Origin of the sequence: Glycomyces amatae, assembly GCF_020991375.1 — a bacterium.
GTDB lineage: Bacteria > Actinomycetota > Actinomycetes > Mycobacteriales > Micromonosporaceae > Glycomyces > Glycomyces amatae.
Map to the genome: position 1 here is coordinate 95,946 of NZ_JAJLQZ010000012.1, position 16,529 is coordinate 112,474.

Genomic DNA, 16,529 nt, shown 5'->3' on the forward strand with positions numbered 1-16,529 from the left:
GTGCTCATACCGGACATGGTGCGCATGTGGATTTACGGGGGTCTCGCTCCCGCAATGCGGACAAGAGGCATAGACTCAGTACTTGCACTAGCGGTGCGTTGAAGAAAGGTGCGAACGGACATGGAAGATGTATTGGCCAGGGCCGCCCTGTTCAAGGGCGTCGACCCCGAAGCTGTCGAGTCCCTCATCAAAGAGATGGAGTACGTCGACGTCAACAAGGGCCAGACCGTCTTCACCGAGAACGAGCCGGGCGACAGTCTGTACATCGTCATGTCCGGGAAGGTGAAGCTCGGGCGACGCTCCGCCGACGGCCGCCAGAACCTGATCGCGGTGATGGGCCCCTCCGACATGGTCGGCGAACTCGCGCTGTTCGACCCCGGCCCCCGCACCGCCACCGCCACCGCTCTCACCGACACCCGCATGGCCCGCCTGTCCAAGACCGCCCTGCGGCCGTGGCTGGCGAACCGGCCCGAGATCGCCGAGCAGCTCCTGCGGGTGATAGCCCGCCGGCTGCGCCGCACCAACGACTCGATGGCAGACCTCATCTTCACCGACGTGCCCGGCCGGGTCGCGAAGGCCCTGCTGCACATGGCGAGCCGCTTCGGCACCCGCGACGGCGGCGTCCTGCGCGTCACCCACGACCTCACGCAGGAGGAGCTCGCCCAGCTGGTCGGCGCCTCCCGCGAGACCGTGAACAAGGCCCTGGCCGACTTCGCCGGGCGCGGATGGCTGCGCCTGGACGGCAAGAGCGTCATCATCATGGACCCGGAGCGCCTCGCGCGCCGTGCCCGCGTGTGACCGACGCGTCCGACTCGAGGCCCCCGGCGATGCCGGGGGCCTTTTCGCATACCACCGGTGCGGGTGATCTCGCAGTCCCGCGCCGTGGGCGATTCGACGTTCGCGCCCGGTGCCGTCTAGACTTCCGGTAACCATCCCGGAGTCTGCTGAAGGAGCGTTGTGGCAGGGCGATTGAACGTCGAAGTAGTGGCAGTCGACGCGAAGGTGTGGACCGGCGAGGCCAAGGCCGTGTACGCCCGCACCACGGAGGGCGAACTGGGCGTGCTGCCCGGGCACCAGCCGCTCCTGGGCGAGCTGCGCGTCGACAGCACCGTGCGGGTGCAGCCGGTCGACGGCGGCGAGCTGGCGTGGCGGATCGAGGGCGGGTTCCTGTCGGTCACCACCGACGGCGTGACCATCCTCGCCGAGACCGCCGAGGCGGTCGCCCCCGCTTCGGCGTAGGCCATGCTGAAGGCACTGCTCGTCGTCGCCGCACTGGCGGCGTCCGTCGCGGTGTTCCTGGTGCTGACCTACGTCCGGCGCTCGATCCTGTCCCGCTCGGGCTCGGTGGCCATGGCCGCCAGGCTCTCGCGGCACATGGAGGGGCGCGGCTGGGCCCCCGGCTTCGCGGTCTACGAGAGCGGCACGCTCCGCTGGTACCGCATGTTCTCACTGGCGTTCGGGCCGCGCTACGCGCTCTCGCGCGACGACCTCCAGGTCTCGGAGCGGCGCACCCCGGCCGGTCCCGAGGCCCAGATCTTCCCCCCCGAAGTGGCGATCCTGCGGTGCAAGAACACCGCGGGCGAAGTCGAGCTGGCGATGACCACCTCGGCCGTCACCGGGTTCCTCTCCTGGCTCGAGGCGGCCCCGCCGGGGGCCGCGTTCTACAGTGAACGCGGTTGAGCCGCAAGCGTTCCCGATGACCACGAGCCGCGCCTCCTCCGACGTTCGGAGGAGGCGCCGCCGTCTCCGGTCCTCCTTCCGGCGCATACGCATTTCGTTCGATTTGCGGTGACCTCGCCCCGCTTCGCCCCCTAGCGTTGGGGCATGGGCAGACACCTCACCGTCGCGGGAGCCCTCGCGCTCTCGCTCATCGCGATCCCGACCGCAGCACAGGCGCAACCGGCCTCCGCCGGACTCGACGAGCAGCTGCTCGACCGGAGGCTCGAGGCGCTCTACGACGTCGCCGACCACTCCGTGGTGGCCGAGGTCCGCCTCGGCGGCGACACCTGGGCCGAGGCCGACGGCACCCGCAGGATCGACGGCGGCGGCGGGCGGGTCGACGAGGACGACCGCGTCCGCATCGCCAGCCTCACCAAGTCGATGGTCGCCGCCGTGCTCCTCCAGCTCCAGTCCGAAGGCGAGGTCGACCTCGACCGGACCCTCGGCGACTACCTCCCCGGGCTCCTCCCCTACGAGGACGAGCCGACGATCCGCCAGGTCATGCAGCACACCGGGGGTCTGAGCGACTACTTCGCCCACCTCTACCCCTCGCTCATCGAGAACGACCTGAGCGACTTCTACGCGGGCTACCGGACCGACTACGAGCCGGAGGAGCTGGTCGCCGCGGGCACCGAGGGCCCGCTGCTGTTCGAACCGGGCACCGCCTGGTCCTACTCCAACACCGGCTACATCGCGCTCGGGCTGCTCGTCGAGGAGCTCACCGGCGACGACCTCGACGAGGTCCTGGAGGACCGCGTCTTCGACCCGGCGGACCTGGACGACACGTACCTGCCGCGGGAGGGCAGCTTCGGCATCCGCGGCGCGAACCCGGCGCCGTACCTGACCACCGGCGACGCGGACGATCCGTACTTCGACACCACGAGGCTCTCGAACGACCAGCTCTGGGCCGCCGGCGGCGTCGTCGCCCCCATGGACGACGTCAACGACTTCTACCGCGCGCTGACCGACGGCACCCTCCTGGACGAGTCGCAGCTGGCCGAGATGCGCCAGTACGTCGACACCGGCTTCGGGTACGGCTACGGCCTGGGGCTCACCGGGCTCGCCATGGGCTGCCCCGACGACCCGGACGAGGTCTTCATCGGGCACACCGGCGGCGGCCTGGGCCACCAGACGTACTCGTTCCACTCGCTCGACGGCGAGCGGCAGACCACGGTCACCTGGAACGTCGACGACCGGCACGGCGAGGCCGACCCCGAGGAGCTGTCCTGGGCCGTCAGCGGCGTGCTCGTCGCGGGCCTGTGCGGCGTCGACATCGGCGAGCTGCCCGAGGCGTCGGCCCTGCGCTCGCAGGACCTCCCGGCGGCCGTCGCGGCGATCCAGGAGTCGACGCGCCTCGGCTGAGACGAGCAGACCGGGCCCGCGGGAGGCGACTCCCGCGGGCCTTTACCAACGACCGGCCCGGTCGCCCGCTATCCGTCCTTCGGCAGTAGGCGGAAGGCACCGCCCTGCAACGGAGTGATGGGACGGAAATCGCGCTCGTCGCGAGTGAGCAGGTCGAGCGTCTTGTACCGGTAGGCCAGTACCACAAGGCTTGCGTCAGTGAGGCCGAGATCGAGACCGCTGTACTTGGCGTCGACCTTGACCGCGGTCAGCAGATCGGTGGCCGACAACGCCGGTACCTCGATAAGTCTGCCGCGCAAAAGGTTCGCGAGGGTTCCCCGTGCGGTATCGGCGCTGACCACCTTGCGGACCAGGTAATCGAACTCGGCCAGCACCAGCGGACTGACAACGAGCGGCGTGGACAGCGAGGAGACCAGGTCACGAACCGTCCGATGATGGGCGTCTTCGGCGTTGATGAGACTGAGCAGGCAGTTCGTGTCGCAGATGATCACCTGTCGAAGCCGTTCGCCGTCAGGAAATCCTCTTCGTCGCCCAACGCCGCCAGTTCTGGGCTGTGGATCGTCGGCAGCAGGTCCCAGTTCGGCGCGCTCGGGGCGACACTCGCCCACAGCGCCTGCCGAACGAACTCCGACTCCGATACCCCGTGCTCGGCCGCGCTCCGCTTGATCGCGGTTTTGAGGTCGTCGGGAAGATGGTAGGTCGATTTCCCCATGTCCTGACCGTACCATACGTATGGCGGTATGGCATTGAGCAAAGAGGCCCCGCGCTCCGGGCGGCCGCAGCCGTGGTGTTGCCGGAGCGCGGGGCGCGGGCCCTTCCGTCAGGCGCCGAGCCTCGGGAAGGGCTTGGTGGAGAAGACGACTTCCACGGGCACCTCGAAGTACTCGGCGAGCTTCAGCGCCAGGTACAGGCTCGGCGAGTACTCGCCCCGCTCGAGGTAGCCGACGGTCTGGTAGTGCACGCCGAGGGCCTCCGCGAGCTGGCGGCGCGAGACGCCCCGCTCGGCGCGCAGCATCGCGATCCTGTTGTAGACCTCGTCCCCGGCCACGGCGTCGTCACCAATCCCTCTGCATGTCGGCGCGGCGAGCCGCCACGGCCGAACCCGATTCGCGCCGCGACATCCGCCGCAGGAGCCTGGGCGCCAGCGCCATCGACACGACGGCCCACAGCGCGAGCACGGCGAACATCGTAAGGGTCCGCCACTCGCCGCCGATCTCCACCGCCGCCATCGCGTCGGGCAGCAGCGCGTGCCGCATCCCCAGGCCCATCCAGTACATCGGGAAGGCCTGGCCGATCCACTGGAGCCAGGTCGGCAGCGCGGTGATCGGGTAGAAGATCCCCGAGACGGCGATCAGGCCCATGATGGGGAAGATGACCAGGCCCATGTTGCGCGGGTTGTCCAGGAGCGCGCCGAGGACGGCCCCCATCGGCAGGGCCGCGACGATGCCCATGGCCAGGACCGCCAGGAACATCAGCCACCGGTCGGGGGTGCCGAACTCGAGGCCGTCGAACAGGGGCAGGCCGACCGCCAGGAGCACGATCACGGTGACGGCGATGAACATGGCGGTGGAGACGAGGTGCCCGACGAGGTATCCGGTCATGCCGCCGGGCATCGACTTGGCGCGCAGGAGGGTCCCGTTGGTGCGGTCCATGGCGAGGATGCCGACCATGCCGGTGATGCCGCCGAACACGATGTTCATGCCGATGAGACTGGGCATGTTCATGGACCCGAGCGAGACGGGCGCGCCCTCGAAGTCGGCGTTCTGCATGAACAGGAGGACGACGACGGCGATGCCGGTGGGCAGGATGAAGCCCATGAGGTCGCCCGGGGAGGTCAGCGAGATGCGCGTCTCGATGAGCGCGCGCTTCCAGCCGGTGCGGTACTCGTGCGCGGTGGTGTTCATCGGGTGGCCTCCTTGAAGGTGTCGACCGCGGTCTCGGCGTCGCCGGACTCGAAGCGGGCCACCAGTCCCAGGTAGGCGTCCTCGAGGCTGGCGCGGTGGACCTCCAGGTCCGAGACGGCGCCGTCGTCGGTGGCCAGGAGCTTGCGGACGAAGTCGGTGGCGTCATCGGTGGCGTGGACCTGGAGCGCCCCGTCCTGGATCCACTTGACCTCGGCGGTGGTGGAGGCGGCGCGGGCGAGCTGGTCGGGCGAGCCGTCGGCGATGATGCGCCCGCCGGCGAGGATGAGGATGCGCTCGGCGAGCTTCTCGGCCTCGTCGAGGTCGTGGGTGGTGAGCAGGATCGTGGTGCCGTCGAGGTCGGTGAGCCGGTGGATCAGCTCGTGGAACTCGCGGCGGGCGTGCGGGTCGAAGCCGGTGGTCGGCTCGTCGAGGAACAGCAGCTCGGGCTTGCCGATGATGCCGAGGGCGACGTCGAGGCGGCGGCGCTGCCCGCCCGAGAGGGTCCGGACCCGCTGGCCCGACTGCTCGGCGAGGCCCACGAGCTCCAGCAGCTCGTCCGGTCCGTACGGCTCGGCGTAGGGCCGGTAGTACTCGGCGAAGTGGGTGACGATGTCGCGGACCTTCCACTTGCCGTTGTCGCGCCACTCCTGGAGCACGACGCCGAGCCGGGCGCGCCACGCCTCCTTGCCGTGGGCCGGGTCGGTGCCGAGCACGCTCACCTCGCCGCCGGAGCGGCCCCGGAAGCCCTCGAGGATCTCGATGGTGGTGGTCTTCCCGGCGCCGTTGGGTCCGAGCAGGGCGGTCACGCCGCCCGCTTCGATCTCCAGGTCGAGGCCCTTGAGCACGTCCTTGTCGCCGTAGCGCATCCGCAGGTCGGATACGGCGATGGCGGGCCCGCCAGGGGGGTGTCCCATGATCGTCTCCGTTGTAGTGATCCCTTGATTGATAGCACTCATGCTACATCTTGTCGGAGGACTCCGCCAACCCGTATAACGCGAAGGGCCGCCCGCAGCGCCGCGGGCGGCCCTTCCAGTGCGAAGAGCGAGGACTAGGTGCGCCGCTTCTCGCCCGAGCGGGCGAGGACCCGCTGGAGCAGGATGAACGCGAGCAGGAGCACGCCCATGGCGATCCGCGCCCACCACGAGGACAGGTTCCCCTGGAAGGCGATGAGCGTGTTGAGCATCCCCCAGACCATGACGCCCGCGACCGTGCCGAGGACGAACCCGGCCCCGCCGGTCAGCAGCGTCCCGCCGATGACGACCGCCGCGATCGCGTCGAGCTCGGCGCCGACGTTGGCGAGCGGGTTGGCGCTCTTGGTCGCGAACGCGGCCAGCACGCCCGCGAGGGCCGCGCAGAACCCGCTCACGGCGTAGACGCCGATCTTGGTGCGCGCCACCGGCAGCCCCATGAGCAGCGCGGAGGACTCCGAGCCGCCCACGGCGTAGACGCCGCGCCCGAAGCGCGTGTAGTGCAGCACCGTGAACGCGACGATGACGACCGCGAACGCCACGAACGACAGGTTCGGCAGCCAGAAGCCGCCGTCGCGGATCTCGCCGACGTCCACGGCGTGGACCATGCCCCACTGGAAGAACTCGACGTCCCGCATGGAGACGTCGGTGTCGGAGATCTGGAGCGTCAGCCCCCGGAACAGGAACAGCCCCACCAGGGTCGCGATGAACGGCTGCACGTCGAAGTAGTGGATCACCGCGCCGATGAGCAGGCCCCAGGCCGTGCCGAAGGCGAGCACCAGGGCGACCGCCAGCGGCGCCGAGATCCCGGCGTCGACGGTGAGCCAGGCGCAGGCCATCGTCGCGAAGGCCATCACCGAGCCCACCGAGAGGTCGATGCCGCCCGAGAGGATCACGAAGGTCATGCCGACGGCGATGACCAGCAGCGGGGCGTTGTCGATGAACAGCTTCGCGATGACCTGCGGGCTGTCGAACTTCGGGTAGTTGGCGACGCCGCCGCCGTACAGCGCGAGCAGGAGCGCGACGGTGGCGCCGATGGGGATGTAGCGGGCGAGCCCGTCGAAGAGCATCGAGCGCGAGGGGCGCTCGGTCAGCTGGTGCGTGCTCATTTCGACATGGCCTCCTCGGCGGGCGCGGGCGCCGGCCTGCGCTTGAACGGCTTCAGGACCCAGGCCCGGAAGCCGGGGCTCTGGAGCAGCGCGACGATGAAGACCACGATGGCCTTCGCGGTGAACTGCCACTGGCTGGAGAGCCCGACGTTGATGATGGTGTCCTCCAGCGTCCCGATGATGACCACGCCGATGGTGGTGCCCAGCAGGAAGAACCGGCCGCCGAGCAGCGCGGTGCCGCCGATGACGACGGCGAGGATGGCGTCCAGCTCGATCCACAGGCCGCCGTTGTTGGCGTCGGCGCTGCCGAGGTTGGCCGCGCCGATGAGCCCGGCGAGACCGGCGCAGAGCGCGCACACCAGGTACACCAGGACGGTGATGCCCTTGGCGCGGATGCCCGCGAGGCGGCTCGCCTCGGGGTTGCCGCCGACCGACTCGAGGAGCATCCCCAGGGCGGTCCGGCGGGTGAGCAGGGCCAGGGCGGCGAGGACGAGGGCGGCGATCCAGATCGGGACCGGGACGGTGAGGAGCTCGCCGCGCCCGAGCTCGGTGAACGGGCTCGCGTCCTGGACCTTGGGGATCTGGCCGCCGGTGACGAGCTGCGCGATGCCGCGCCCGGCGATCATGAGGATGAGCGTGGCGACGATCGGCTGGACGCCGAAGTGCGCCACCATGACCCCGTTCCAGGCGCCGATGGCGGCGGTGACGGCCAGGGCGAGGGCCACGGCGCCGAGGACGAGCCCCGTCGCGGTCTGGTCCTCGGCGCCGATGATCATCTGGCAGGCGATGGCCGCGCCGATGGCGTAGACGGCGCCGACGGACAGGTCGATGCCCTTGGTGGCGATGACGAGCGTCATCCCGAGGGCGATGAGCAGCAGCGGCGCCGAGCGGCGCAGGATGTTGACGAACGCGCCGCCGAGGCGGCCGTCGTTGACCTCCGGGACGATGAAGTCGAACCCGGTGACGGCGATGTTGACGGCGATGAGGGCGGCCAGGACCAGCACCGGCCACATGAGCCGCTTCGCGTACGGGTTCGGCCGCTTCCCGCCCGTCGCAGGGGCCTCACTCATGTCGGCCTCCGGCCACGATGGTGTCGACGATGTGCTCGACGGTCCGCTCGGACTCGGACTCGAGCACGGCGATGAGCTCGCGGTCGCGCAGGACCGCGATCCGGTCCGAGAGGCGGGTGACCTCGTCGAGCTCGGCGGAGACGAACAGGACCGCCATGCCCTCGCCCGAGAGCTCGGCGACGAGCCGCTGGATGTCGGCCTTGGCGCCCACGTCGATGCCCCTGGTGGGCTCGTCGAGGATGAGCAGCCGCGGCTCGACGAGCATCCACCGGGCCAGGAGCACCTTCTGCTGGTTGCCGCCGGAGAGGTTCTTGACGGGCATGTCCGGGTCGGCCGGGCGGATGTCGAGCTTCTCGATGAACTCGGCGACGAGCCGGTCGCGGCGGGCCGCGGGCACCGACCGGGCCCAGCCGCGGGCGGCCTGCATCGCGAGGATCATGTTCTCGCCCACCGTCAGGTCCCCTACGAGCCCTTCGGTCTTGCGGTTCTCGGGGCAGAACGCGATGCCGCGCGCGGCGGCGGTGCGCGGGTTGTGCCCGCTCGCCTTCGCGCCGTCGAGGCGCAGCTCGCCGGAGTCGGCGCGGTCGGCTCCGGCGATGAGCCGGACGGTCTCGGTGCGCCCGGACCCGAGCAGCCCGGCCAGGCCGACGACCTCGCCGCGGTGGACGTCCAGGTCGTAGGGGGCGATGGAGCCCTTGCGGCCCAGGCCCGCGGCCGAGGCGAGCGGCGCCTCGTCGGCGACGCGGTGGCCGGCGACGGTGCGCTCGATCTGCTCCAGCTCGGCGGCCTCGCGGCCGAGCATGTGCCCGATGAGCTCGTTCTCCGGCAGGTCCGCGGTGGCCCACTCGCCGACGAGGCGGCCGTTGCGCAGCACCGTCATCCGGTCGCAGATCTCGTAGACCTGGTCGAGGAAGTGGGAGATGAACACCATCGCGGTGCCCTGCGCCGCGAGGCGGCGCATGACGCCGAGGAGCACCTCGACCTCGTCGCGGTCGAGCGAGGAGGTCGGCTCGTCGAGGATGAGGACCTTCGCCTCGACGTCGATCGCGCGGGCGATGGCGACGAGCTGCTGCATGGCGATCGAGTAGGACGACAGGGGCGCGGCGACGTTGAGGTCGAGCCCGATGTCGTCCAGGAGCGCCTTCGCCTTGCGGCGCATGGCGCGGAAGTCGATGAACGGGCCGCGGCGCGGTTCGCGCCCGGCGAAGAGGTTCTCGGCCACCGACAGGTTGTCGGTGAGGTTGACCTCCTGGTAGACGGTGGAGATGCCGGCGGCCTGGGCCGCGGCGGGGCCGTGGAACCCGACCGGTCTCCCGTCGAGGCGGATCCGGCCGGCGTCGGGGGCGTGGACGCCCGTGAGGACCTTGATCAGTGTGGACTTGCCGGCCCCGTTCTCCCCCATGACGGCGTGGATCTCTCCTGGCCTGAGGGTGAAGTCCACGCCGTCGAGGGCGCGGACACCGGTGAAGTCCTTCCTGATCCCGGTCATCTGGACGATCGGGTCGTCGGACATGGGATTCGACTTTCGTTGCGGTGCACCGGGGGCGGTGCGGCGGCTCAGGGGGTCGGAAGGCGTCCGGGCGGGCCTGGGCCCGCCCGGACGCTCACTTCACGGAACTAGAACTGCCGGTTCGGCAGCTCGGCCTCGAACTGGGTGGCGTCGAAGACGCCCTCCTCGACGGGCGTGAACTTCTCGACGTCGTCGCCGTTCGCGACCTGCACCACGACGTCCATCAGCTGCTCGCCGAAGACGGGGTTGCACTCGACGATGTAGTTGAGCTTGCCGTCGACGCCGGCCTGGAACCCGGCCTTGGAGCCGTCGACGATGATGATCTGGATGTCCTCGCCGGGCTTGAAGCCGGCCTCCTCGATCGCCTGGATCGCGCCGAGGCCCATCTCGTCGTTGTGGGCGTACAGCAGGTCGATGCCGTCGAGGGCGTGGGTGGTGATGAAGGTCTCCATGACCGCCTTGCCCTCTTCGGCGGTGAAGTTGCCCGACTGCGAGTCGACCAGCTCGTAGTTCAGGCCCTCGGCGTCGAGGACCTCGAAGAAGCCGGCGTTGCGGTCGTTGGCCGGGGCCGAGCCGGTGGTGCCCTGGAGCTCGAGGATCTTCGTGCCGTCGGCGTCGTCGGCGAAGGTCTGGACGGCCCACTCGCCGGCGCTGCGGCCCTCCGCGACGAAGTCCGAGCCCAGCCGGGTCGTGTACAGGTCCTCGTCGGCGGCCTCGATCCCGCGGTCGGCCAGGATGACGGGGATGCCGGCGTCCTCGGCCTCCTGGAGCACGTCGGTCCAGCCGGTCTCGACCACCGGTGCCAGGACGATGACGTCGACCTGCTGGGTGATGAAGTCGCGGATCGCGGAGATCTGCCGCTCCTGTTCCTGCTGCGCGTCGACGAACTTCAGCTCGGCGATGCGGTCGTCCGCCGCCGCGGCGTCCTGCACGGAGGTGGAGTTGGCGGTGCGCCAAGCGGACTCGGCGCCGACCTGGGCGAAGCCGACGACGAGGCCTTCGTCTGCGCCCCCTTCGCCGTCACCGCCGCCGCAGGCCGTGAGTCCGAAGAGGAGTGCGCCGGCGCCGATGCCGGCGAGAACTTTCTTGAGCACGGGGGGTTCGCCTTTCAGAAAGGTGGGGATTGTGAGGGTTTTCAATATTTACGTGAACGCATGTTACCGTTCATATCCTCACCCGTGCCACCGCTCCCGTCAAGCGAGAACGCCGCCGTAAAGGCGTAACGATTTCACAACGCGCCGAAAGGCTCCCTGGCTACTCGGCCGAGCCCCTCGGCCGCCACAGCACGTCCCCGCCCGGGTTCGCCCGCCGCGCGAGCACGAACAGCAGGTCGGAGAGTCGGTTGAGGTAGGTGACCGGCACCGCGTGCGTCGTGTCCGGCTCGGCCTCCAGGAGCGCCCACACCGAGCGCTCGGCCCGCCGCGCCACCGTGCACGCCTGGTGGAGCAGCGCCGCGCCGGGCGTGCCGCCGCGCAGGATGAACGAGCGCAGCGGCTCCAGGTCCGCGTTCGCCTCGTCGATCCACCCCTCCAGGCGGGTCACATAGGACTCGTCGATGCGAAGCGGCGGGTACTTCGGGTCCGGCGAGACCGGCGTCGAGAGGTCCGCACCGACGTCGAACAGGTCGTTCTGGACCGCGAGGAGGACCTCCTGCATCGGTTCGCCGATCTCCCCGGCGTGCAGCGCGAGGGCCGCGCCGATGCACGCGTTGGCCTCGTCCACGTCGCCGTACGCGGCGAGCCGGAGGTGGGTCTTGGGGACGCGGGTGAAGTCGGCGAGGCCGGTCGTGCCGTCGTCGCCGGTCTTCGTGTAGATCCTGGTGAGATTGACCGCCATGCCCACGACCCTAGCCGCTCCGCCCCGCGCGGTCGAGGACGCGGGGCGGCGCGCGCCAGCGACGGCCGCACCGGTGCGGGGGCGCCGCGTCCCTCGCAGATCCCGATGCGATTGACCCCCCGAGCCCGGACCGTATAGCCTCCCCCCATGACACAAGTCGCGGTAATCGGTTCGGGACTCATGGGCTCCGGAATCGCACAGGTCACAAGCCTCGGCGGTTCGGACGTCACGCTGATCGACACGGACGAGGGGGCCCTGGAGCGGGCGCTGGCGGCGATCCGCTCCTCCCTCGACCGCTTCGTCGCCAAGGAGAAGACGAGCGCCGAGGACGCGGAGGCCGCGCTGGGGCGGATCACCACCGCCACCGGCCTCGAGGCCGCCGCCGGGGCCGAGATCGCCGTCGAGGCGGTCTTCGAGCGCCTCCCGGTCAAGCAGGAGGTCTTCCGGACGCTCTCGGCGGTCTGCGCCCCCGAGACGGTGCTCGCCACGAACACCTCCGCGATCCCGATCACGGAGATCGCCGCGGCCGCCACGCACCCCGAGCGCGTGGTCGGCACCCACTTCTTCTCGCCGGTCCCGATGATGCGGCTCTGCGAGCTCGTCCGCGGCCTCCACACCGGCGACGAGGCGCTCGCGAAGGCCCGCGCGTTCGCCGAGGCCGCCGGGAAGACCTGCGTGGTCGTCAACCGGGACGTCGCGGGTTTCGCGACGACGCGCCTCATCTGCGCGTTCGTCAACGAGGCCGCCCGGCTCGTGGAGGACGGCGTGATCTCCGCCGAGGACCTCGACACGGCGTGCCGCCTCGGCTTCGGGCACCCGATGGGGCCGCTCGCGACCGCCGACCTCACCGGCATCGACGTGATCACGCACGCGACCGAGAACATCTACGAGGACACCGCGGACCCGAAGTTCTTCCCGCCCGCGATGCTCCGCCGCCTCGTGGCGGCGGGCGAGATCGGCCGCAAGAGCGGCAAGGGCTTCTTCGACTACGAAGGGTTATCCACAGGCCTGTGGACGACGGAACGGCGCGGGCCGAGGCCCGCGCCGTTGCGCATGCGTCCTAGTTCGCGGTGAGGGTCGCGCGCGAGGGGGCGAGCACCTTCTCGCCTTCGCTGGTGACGGTCATCGCCAGTTCGACCGAGCGCCCGTCGAGCCGGCGCACCTTCGCCTCGACCTCGACGGTGGTGCCGCCGGCGGGCACGACCACGGGCTTGGCGAACCGCGCGGAGAAGTCGGTGAGGCGCGCGTCGACCCCGGCCCCGGCGGCCCATTCGAGCACGGCGCGGGAGACCAGGCCCATCGTGTACATGCCATGGGCGATGACGTCGGGCAGCCCGGCGGCCTTCGCGGCGGCCTCGTCCTGGTGGATCGGGTTCTGGTCCCCGGAGGCGTCGGCGTAGGCGACGAGGTCCGCCCGGGTGACGGGGTAGGCCGTCGTGAACACGGTCTCGCCGACCGCGAGGGCGTCGAGGCTCATGCGGGGTCTCCTTCCCCGGTCGCCGCCGCGACGAACAGGGTGGTCCACACCTCGGCTGCGAGCCCTTCGGCGTCGGTCACCTCGGTGCGCAGCGACAGGAGGTCGTTCCCGGCGACGGTCTTGATCGACTCGATCACCACGGCGCACGACACCGCCGCGCCCGCCCGGAGCTCCCGGTGGTACGCGAAGCGCTGCTCGCGGTGCAGGACGCGGCTCCAGTCGAGCCCGAACTCGGGGTCGTCGATGAGCCGCTCCGCCGCGGGCAGCGTGAGCGATATGAGGAATGTAGGGGGAACCGTCCCGTGGTCGTCCAGGCCCAGGGCCTGCGCGAAACGCGTCACCGCGTCAGCGGTGATCGACACCGGCTCGGTGGTCGGCAAGGACCGGCCCACATACGAAGTGTTGAGCATGGCGCCGGGCGGTAAGACTAGCGGGTCTCTTTGTGGACCTGCGAGGTCTTGCAGCGCGGGCAGTACTTCTTGAGCTCGAGCCGGTCGGGGTTGTTCCGCCGGTTCTTCTTCGTGATGTAGTTGCGCTCCTTGCACTCCACGCACGCCATGGTGATCTTGGGGCGGACGTCGGTAGCCTTGGCCACGATGAGTGCCTTCCTCTGATGGAACCCGCCGGTGGGCGGGTTCTCCCTGCAAAACAAAACGGCGACCAGCGTAACGCAGTGGTCGCCGTTTGCCAAAAGTAGCGATGGGCAGGATCGAACTGCCGACACAACGATTATGAGTCGTTTGCTCTACCACTGAGCTACACCGCCGTGTGCCCACTGCCGCCAGATTGGCTCTGGGTGAGCAGTCCGACACCTGTTCGCTCGCGCTCCGAGGTGTCTCCGAGCCCCCTTACGGAATCGAACCGTAGACCTTCTCCTTACCATGGAGACGCTCTGCCGACTGAGCTAAGGGGGCGTTCGCGAGGCTTCCCTCGCGGCCTTGACAAGAGTACATGACGGCGGCCGGTCCGCCGAACCGGGCCCCGCCCTGCGGCGCGGGCCACAGCGCCCTCCTCAGACCACCCGCAGGCGCGTCCGGTCCCGGCCCCCGCCCTGGCTGTCGAGCCAGGTCGCGAAGCGGTCGGGCGGCAGCGGGCGCGAGAAGTAGTACCCCTGGCCGACCTCGCACTCGAGGTCCCGCAGCTGCTCGACGGTCTGGTGGGCCTCGATGCCCTCGGCGACGACGCCGATCGCGAAGTGCCGGGCCAGGCCCAGCACGGCCTCCACGATCGCCCGGTCGTCGGCGTCGGTGGCCATGCCCTGCACGAACCTGAGGTCGATCTTGATCTCCTGGACCGGCAGCCGCCGCAGGTACGCCAGCGAGGAGTACCCGGTGCCGAAGTCGTCCACCGACAGCCGCACGCCCATCTCGTGGAGCCGGTCGAGCGCGGGCGCGAGCCGCGGCTCCCCCGCGACGACGTCGTCCTCGGTGATCTCGAACGTGAGCCGGTCGGCGGGGACCCCGTGCCGCTCCAGCAGGGCCGCGACCTTGTCGGGGAAGGTCGCGTCGGTGAGCGTGCGCGGCGACAGGTTCACCGCCATCGGCAGCGGCCCGTCCTCGCCGGCCCACTCGGCGGCGCGGCGCAGCGCCTCGTCGAGCACGGTCTCGGTGAGCTGCCCCAGCTGCCCGGTGGACCCGGCGATGGGGATGAACTCCTCGGGGGCGACGAGCCCGAACTCGGGGTGCGGCCAGCGCACCAGGGCCTCGGCGCCCACGATCGCGCCGGGGCTGTCGAGGGCGCGGTCGAGCTTGACCTTCGGCTGGAAGTGCACTTCGAGCTCGCGGCGGTCGAGGGCCCGGCGCAGGTCGGCGGCGAGGCCGATGCGGCGCAGGCTCTCGGACTCGAGCCCGGCGTGGTAGAGCCGGACGCCGTCGGCGGCGCCCTTGGCCTGCCGGGTGGCGCCGTCGGCGCGTTTGAGCAGCTCGTCGGCGTCCGCGGCGAAGTCGGGGTGCGTGACCACGCCCACGGCGGCCGAGAGGCTCACGGCGACCCCGCCCACCTCGAAGGGCCCCTGGATCTCGCCGCGCAGGCGGCGGGCGCACTCGACGGCGTCCTCGGTCGAGGCCAGGCGGGTCTGGAGGATGAACTCGTCGGAGTCGATGCGGCCGAGGAACGACCCGGCGGGCGCGTGCGCCTTGAGGCGGTGCGCGAACTCGACGAGCGCCGTGTCGCCGGCCTCGTGGCCGAGCGCGTCGTTGATCTCGTGGAGTCCGTCCACATCGAACATGAGGACGGCCACGACCTCGCCGGGCACGGTGATCGACAGCGCCTCCTGGAGCGCGGCGAGCGACCGGCGGCGGCTGGGGAGCCGGGTGAGCGGGTCGTGGTAGGCGTCGTAGCGCAGCTGGTCGAGCAGGCGCTCGTTCTGGACGGCGATGCCGACGTTCGCGGCGATGGTCTCCATCAGCTGGAGGTCGGCGGGCACGAAGTGCGAGAGCTCGCCGCCGATGCGGTCGGCCACCGAGAGGCAGCCGTAGACCTCGTCGCCCGAGCGCAGCGGCACGAGCATGGCGCCGCGCAGCCCGGCGGCCTCCAGGACCTCGCGCTGCGCGCGCGTGCCGTTCTTGGGGCTGAGCAGCAGGCCCTTGCCGGAGTCCATGACCTCGCGCTGGAGGTCGTCGGGGATCGGGTCGAGGTCGGTGAGCCCGGCGTCGTCGAGCGCGGAGGTGAGCCGGATGGGCGGGTAGCGCCCGGAGGCGGGGACCCACACGGTCGCCGACTCGGCCGAGAGGATGTCGCGCAGCCGCCCGAGCATCGCGTCGATGAGCCGGTTGGATCGCACCGAGTCGACCACCAGCTGCGTGAAGTCGTTGAGCTCGCGCAGGACGTGGCGCTGGCGGCGCAGCGCCATGTACGAGCGCGCGAGGTACACGAACGCGAGGACCACGAACCCGATGAGGACGCCCGACCACATGGTGGCGTGCAGGAGCACCAGGAACATGACGCCCACGCACGCGCCGAGCACGGGCCCGACGAGGGTGAGCGCGAACCCGATCCAGGCCTTGACGACGCTGTCCCAACCCGACAGCGCGTACAGCATGATCGAGATGAAGACCGTGGTGACGATGCCGGTGATGACGATCGCCGAGACCAGCACCAGCCAGGTGCGCGGGTCGGAGACCGCGCCGACCCCGAGGTACCGCACGTACAGCACGGTGACCGTGGTGCCCGCGGTGATGAGGCCGATGTTGAACAGCGGCTTGAGGAGCCCGATGTCCTCGCGGACGTACCGCCAGCCGTAGAACAGCACGGAGGCGAAGCACTTGGTCGCGACCACCCAGAAGGGCGGCAGGTAGAACAGGGCGATGACCAGCGGGATGTCGGTGAGGTTGAACGCGATCCGCATGCCGCGGGCGTCGTGCTGGACCAGCAGGCCCTGGCACACGACGAACGCCGCGACGAACGGGACGAGCTGGAGCACGGGGAAGGTCACGGGGGGCCCGAGGTAGGCCAGGCCGCCGATGCCGGCGGCGACCATGAACCCTGAGATCACGCGGGGCAGGACCCGGAACAGTACTGGGTAGCGGTCCCTGATCACCGGCATCGCGTGTCGACCATGTCCTGGTGCTCCGGC

The 16,529-nt window shown here is 70.5% G+C and carries 19 protein-coding genes and 2 tRNA genes; 5 read left to right on the forward strand and 16 right to left on the reverse strand.

Annotated features, from left to right (window positions below; translation table 11 throughout):
* Nucleotides 1-120: 120 nt before the first annotated feature.
* The 4 genes from LO763_RS18315 (at nucleotide 121) to LO763_RS18330 (ending at nucleotide 3,081) form a co-directional block, all read left to right on the forward strand.
* Nucleotides 121-798 carry a Crp/Fnr family transcriptional regulator gene (locus LO763_RS18315; protein WP_026924818.1) on the forward strand — a complete coding sequence of 226 codons (678 nt, stop codon included), beginning with the start codon at nucleotides 121-123 and terminating at the stop codon, nucleotides 796-798.
* 159 nt (nucleotides 799-957) lie between these two features.
* On the forward strand, nucleotides 958-1,239 hold the full coding sequence (locus LO763_RS18320; protein ID WP_230786980.1) for a F0F1 ATP synthase subunit epsilon: 282 nt from the start codon (nucleotides 958-960) through the stop codon (nucleotides 1,237-1,239).
* Nucleotides 1,240-1,242: 3 nt separating this feature from the next.
* Nucleotides 1,243-1,680, forward strand: a complete 438-nt coding sequence (locus LO763_RS18325) for a DUF2550 domain-containing protein (protein WP_230786981.1) — start codon at nucleotides 1,243-1,245, stop codon at nucleotides 1,678-1,680.
* Nucleotides 1,681-1,824: 144 nt separating this feature from the next.
* Complete coding sequence (locus tag LO763_RS18330) at nucleotides 1,825-3,081, forward strand: serine hydrolase domain-containing protein (protein WP_230786983.1); 1,257 nt, start codon at nucleotides 1,825-1,827, stop codon at nucleotides 3,079-3,081.
* A gap of 68 nt (nucleotides 3,082-3,149) precedes the next feature.
* Here LO763_RS18330 and LO763_RS18335 read toward each other — a convergent pair whose 3' ends face one another.
* From LO763_RS18335 to LO763_RS18380, 10 genes are all read right to left on the reverse strand, one after another.
* Nucleotides 3,150-3,572: a PIN domain-containing protein gene (locus LO763_RS18335; protein WP_230786984.1), complete on the reverse strand. Its 423-nt coding sequence runs from the start codon at nucleotides 3,570-3,572 to the stop codon at nucleotides 3,150-3,152.
* Nucleotides 3,569-3,793: a ribbon-helix-helix domain-containing protein gene (locus LO763_RS18340; protein ID WP_230786986.1), complete on the reverse strand. Its 225-nt coding sequence runs from the start codon at nucleotides 3,791-3,793 to the stop codon at nucleotides 3,569-3,571. Before LO763_RS18340 ends, LO763_RS18335 begins: the two co-directional genes overlap by 4 nt.
* Nucleotides 3,794-3,901: 108 nt before the next feature.
* Nucleotides 3,902-4,096 (reverse strand): helix-turn-helix transcriptional regulator, encoded by a 195-nt coding sequence (locus LO763_RS18345; RefSeq protein WP_255672768.1) that lies wholly within the window; start codon nucleotides 4,094-4,096, stop codon nucleotides 3,902-3,904.
* A 40-nt stretch (nucleotides 4,097-4,136) separates the two neighbouring features.
* A complete protein-coding gene (locus tag LO763_RS18350) occupies nucleotides 4,137-4,985 on the reverse strand; it encodes an ABC transporter permease (RefSeq protein ID WP_230786989.1) in 849 nt (282 codons plus the stop codon).
* On the reverse strand, nucleotides 4,982-5,899 hold the full coding sequence (locus LO763_RS18355; RefSeq protein ID WP_230786991.1) for an ABC transporter ATP-binding protein: 918 nt from the start codon (nucleotides 5,897-5,899) through the stop codon (nucleotides 4,982-4,984). Before LO763_RS18355 ends, LO763_RS18350 begins: the two co-directional genes overlap by 4 nt.
* 134 nt (nucleotides 5,900-6,033) lie before the next feature.
* On the reverse strand, nucleotides 6,034-7,062 hold the full coding sequence (locus LO763_RS18360; RefSeq protein WP_230786992.1) for an ABC transporter permease subunit: 1,029 nt from the start codon (nucleotides 7,060-7,062) through the stop codon (nucleotides 6,034-6,036).
* A complete protein-coding gene (locus LO763_RS18365; RefSeq protein WP_230786994.1) occupies nucleotides 7,059-8,132 on the reverse strand; it encodes an ABC transporter permease in 1,074 nt (357 codons plus the stop codon). Before LO763_RS18365 ends, LO763_RS18360 begins: the two co-directional genes overlap by 4 nt.
* Complete coding sequence (locus LO763_RS18370) at nucleotides 8,125-9,645, reverse strand: sugar ABC transporter ATP-binding protein (RefSeq protein ID WP_230786995.1); 1,521 nt, start codon at nucleotides 9,643-9,645, stop codon at nucleotides 8,125-8,127. The genes LO763_RS18365 and LO763_RS18370 overlap by 8 nt, the downstream gene beginning before the upstream one ends.
* A 104-nt stretch (nucleotides 9,646-9,749) precedes the next feature.
* Nucleotides 9,750-10,736, reverse strand: coding sequence for an ABC transporter substrate-binding protein (locus LO763_RS18375; RefSeq protein ID WP_230786996.1), 987 nt, complete (start codon nucleotides 10,734-10,736; stop codon nucleotides 9,750-9,752).
* A gap of 160 nt (nucleotides 10,737-10,896) precedes the next feature.
* Entirely contained in the window at nucleotides 10,897-11,478 is a 582-nt protein-coding gene (locus LO763_RS18380; RefSeq protein ID WP_230786998.1) for a cob(I)yrinic acid a,c-diamide adenosyltransferase, read from the reverse strand.
* Nucleotides 11,479-11,625: 147 nt separating this feature from the next.
* On the opposite strand from LO763_RS18380, the gene LO763_RS18385 reads away from it, so the two are divergent.
* Entirely contained in the window at nucleotides 11,626-12,552 is a 927-nt protein-coding gene (locus LO763_RS18385) for a 3-hydroxyacyl-CoA dehydrogenase family protein (protein ID WP_230786999.1), read from the forward strand.
* Here LO763_RS18385 and LO763_RS18390 read toward each other — a convergent pair.
* The 6 genes from LO763_RS18390 to LO763_RS18415 all read right to left on the reverse strand — a co-directional run bounded on the left by LO763_RS18390 (nucleotide 12,539) and on the right by LO763_RS18415 (nucleotide 16,499).
* Nucleotides 12,539-12,955: a MaoC/PaaZ C-terminal domain-containing protein gene (locus LO763_RS18390; protein ID WP_255672741.1), complete on the reverse strand. Its 417-nt coding sequence runs from the start codon at nucleotides 12,953-12,955 to the stop codon at nucleotides 12,539-12,541. The two genes, LO763_RS18385 and LO763_RS18390, sit on opposite strands and share 14 nt — an antisense overlap.
* Nucleotides 12,952-13,365 (reverse strand): FAS1-like dehydratase domain-containing protein, encoded by a 414-nt coding sequence (locus LO763_RS18395; protein ID WP_230787001.1) that lies wholly within the window; start codon nucleotides 13,363-13,365, stop codon nucleotides 12,952-12,954. Before LO763_RS18395 ends, LO763_RS18390 begins: the two co-directional genes overlap by 4 nt.
* Nucleotides 13,366-13,382: 17 nt before the next feature.
* A complete protein-coding gene (gene rpmG, locus LO763_RS18400; RefSeq protein WP_091052442.1) occupies nucleotides 13,383-13,553 on the reverse strand; it encodes a 50S ribosomal protein L33 in 171 nt (56 codons plus the stop codon).
* Nucleotides 13,554-13,649: 96 nt separating this feature from the next.
* Nucleotides 13,650-13,721 (reverse strand) — tRNA-Met (locus tag LO763_RS18405).
* A gap of 75 nt (nucleotides 13,722-13,796) precedes the next feature.
* Nucleotides 13,797-13,869: transfer RNA gene (locus LO763_RS18410), tRNA-Thr, on the reverse strand.
* Between the two features lie 98 nt (nucleotides 13,870-13,967).
* The gene (locus LO763_RS18415) at nucleotides 13,968-16,499 is read right to left on the reverse strand and encodes a putative bifunctional diguanylate cyclase/phosphodiesterase (RefSeq protein WP_230787003.1); all 2,532 of its coding nucleotides are present in this window, start codon (nucleotides 16,497-16,499) and stop codon (nucleotides 13,968-13,970) included.
* Nucleotides 16,500-16,529: the final 30 nt, after the last annotated feature.

What these genes read in the sequence shown, in the direction of transcription:
- LO763_RS18315 (WP_026924818.1), top strand. Translation starts at nt 121, where the DNA reads ATGGAAGATGTATTGGCCAGGGCCGCCCTGTTCAAGGGCGTCGACCCC.
- LO763_RS18325 (WP_230786981.1), top strand. Translation starts at nt 1,243, where the DNA reads ATGCTGAAGGCACTGCTCGTCGTCGCCGCACTGGCGGCGTCCGTCGCG.
- LO763_RS18330 (WP_230786983.1), top strand. Translation starts at nt 1,825, where the DNA reads ATGGGCAGACACCTCACCGTCGCGGGAGCCCTCGCGCTCTCGCTCATC.
- LO763_RS18340 (WP_230786986.1), bottom strand. Translation starts at nt 3,793, where the DNA reads ATGGGGAAATCGACCTACCATCTTCCCGACGACCTCAAAACCGCGATC.
- LO763_RS18345 (WP_255672768.1), bottom strand. Translation starts at nt 4,096, where the DNA reads ATGCTGCGCGCCGAGCGGGGCGTCTCGCGCCGCCAGCTCGCGGAGGCC.
- LO763_RS18350 (WP_230786989.1), bottom strand. Translation starts at nt 4,985, where the DNA reads ATGAACACCACCGCGCACGAGTACCGCACCGGCTGGAAGCGCGCGCTC.
- LO763_RS18355 (WP_230786991.1), bottom strand. Translation starts at nt 5,899, where the DNA reads ATGGGACACCCCCCTGGCGGGCCCGCCATCGCCGTATCCGACCTGCGG.
- LO763_RS18360 (WP_230786992.1), bottom strand. Translation starts at nt 7,062, where the DNA reads ATGAGCACGCACCAGCTGACCGAGCGCCCCTCGCGCTCGATGCTCTTC.
- LO763_RS18365 (WP_230786994.1), bottom strand. Translation starts at nt 8,132, where the DNA reads ATGAGTGAGGCCCCTGCGACGGGCGGGAAGCGGCCGAACCCGTACGCG.
- LO763_RS18370 (WP_230786995.1), bottom strand. Translation starts at nt 9,645, where the DNA reads ATGTCCGACGACCCGATCGTCCAGATGACCGGGATCAGGAAGGACTTC.
- LO763_RS18380 (WP_230786998.1), bottom strand. Translation starts at nt 11,478, where the DNA reads ATGGCGGTCAATCTCACCAGGATCTACACGAAGACCGGCGACGACGGC.
- LO763_RS18385 (WP_230786999.1), top strand. Translation starts at nt 11,626, where the DNA reads ATGACACAAGTCGCGGTAATCGGTTCGGGACTCATGGGCTCCGGAATC.
- LO763_RS18390 (WP_255672741.1), bottom strand. Translation starts at nt 12,955, where the DNA reads ATGAGCCTCGACGCCCTCGCGGTCGGCGAGACCGTGTTCACGACGGCC.
- LO763_RS18395 (WP_230787001.1), bottom strand. Translation starts at nt 13,365, where the DNA reads ATGCTCAACACTTCGTATGTGGGCCGGTCCTTGCCGACCACCGAGCCG.
- LO763_RS18415 (WP_230787003.1), bottom strand. Translation starts at nt 16,499, where the DNA reads ATGCCGGTGATCAGGGACCGCTACCCAGTACTGTTCCGGGTCCTGCCC.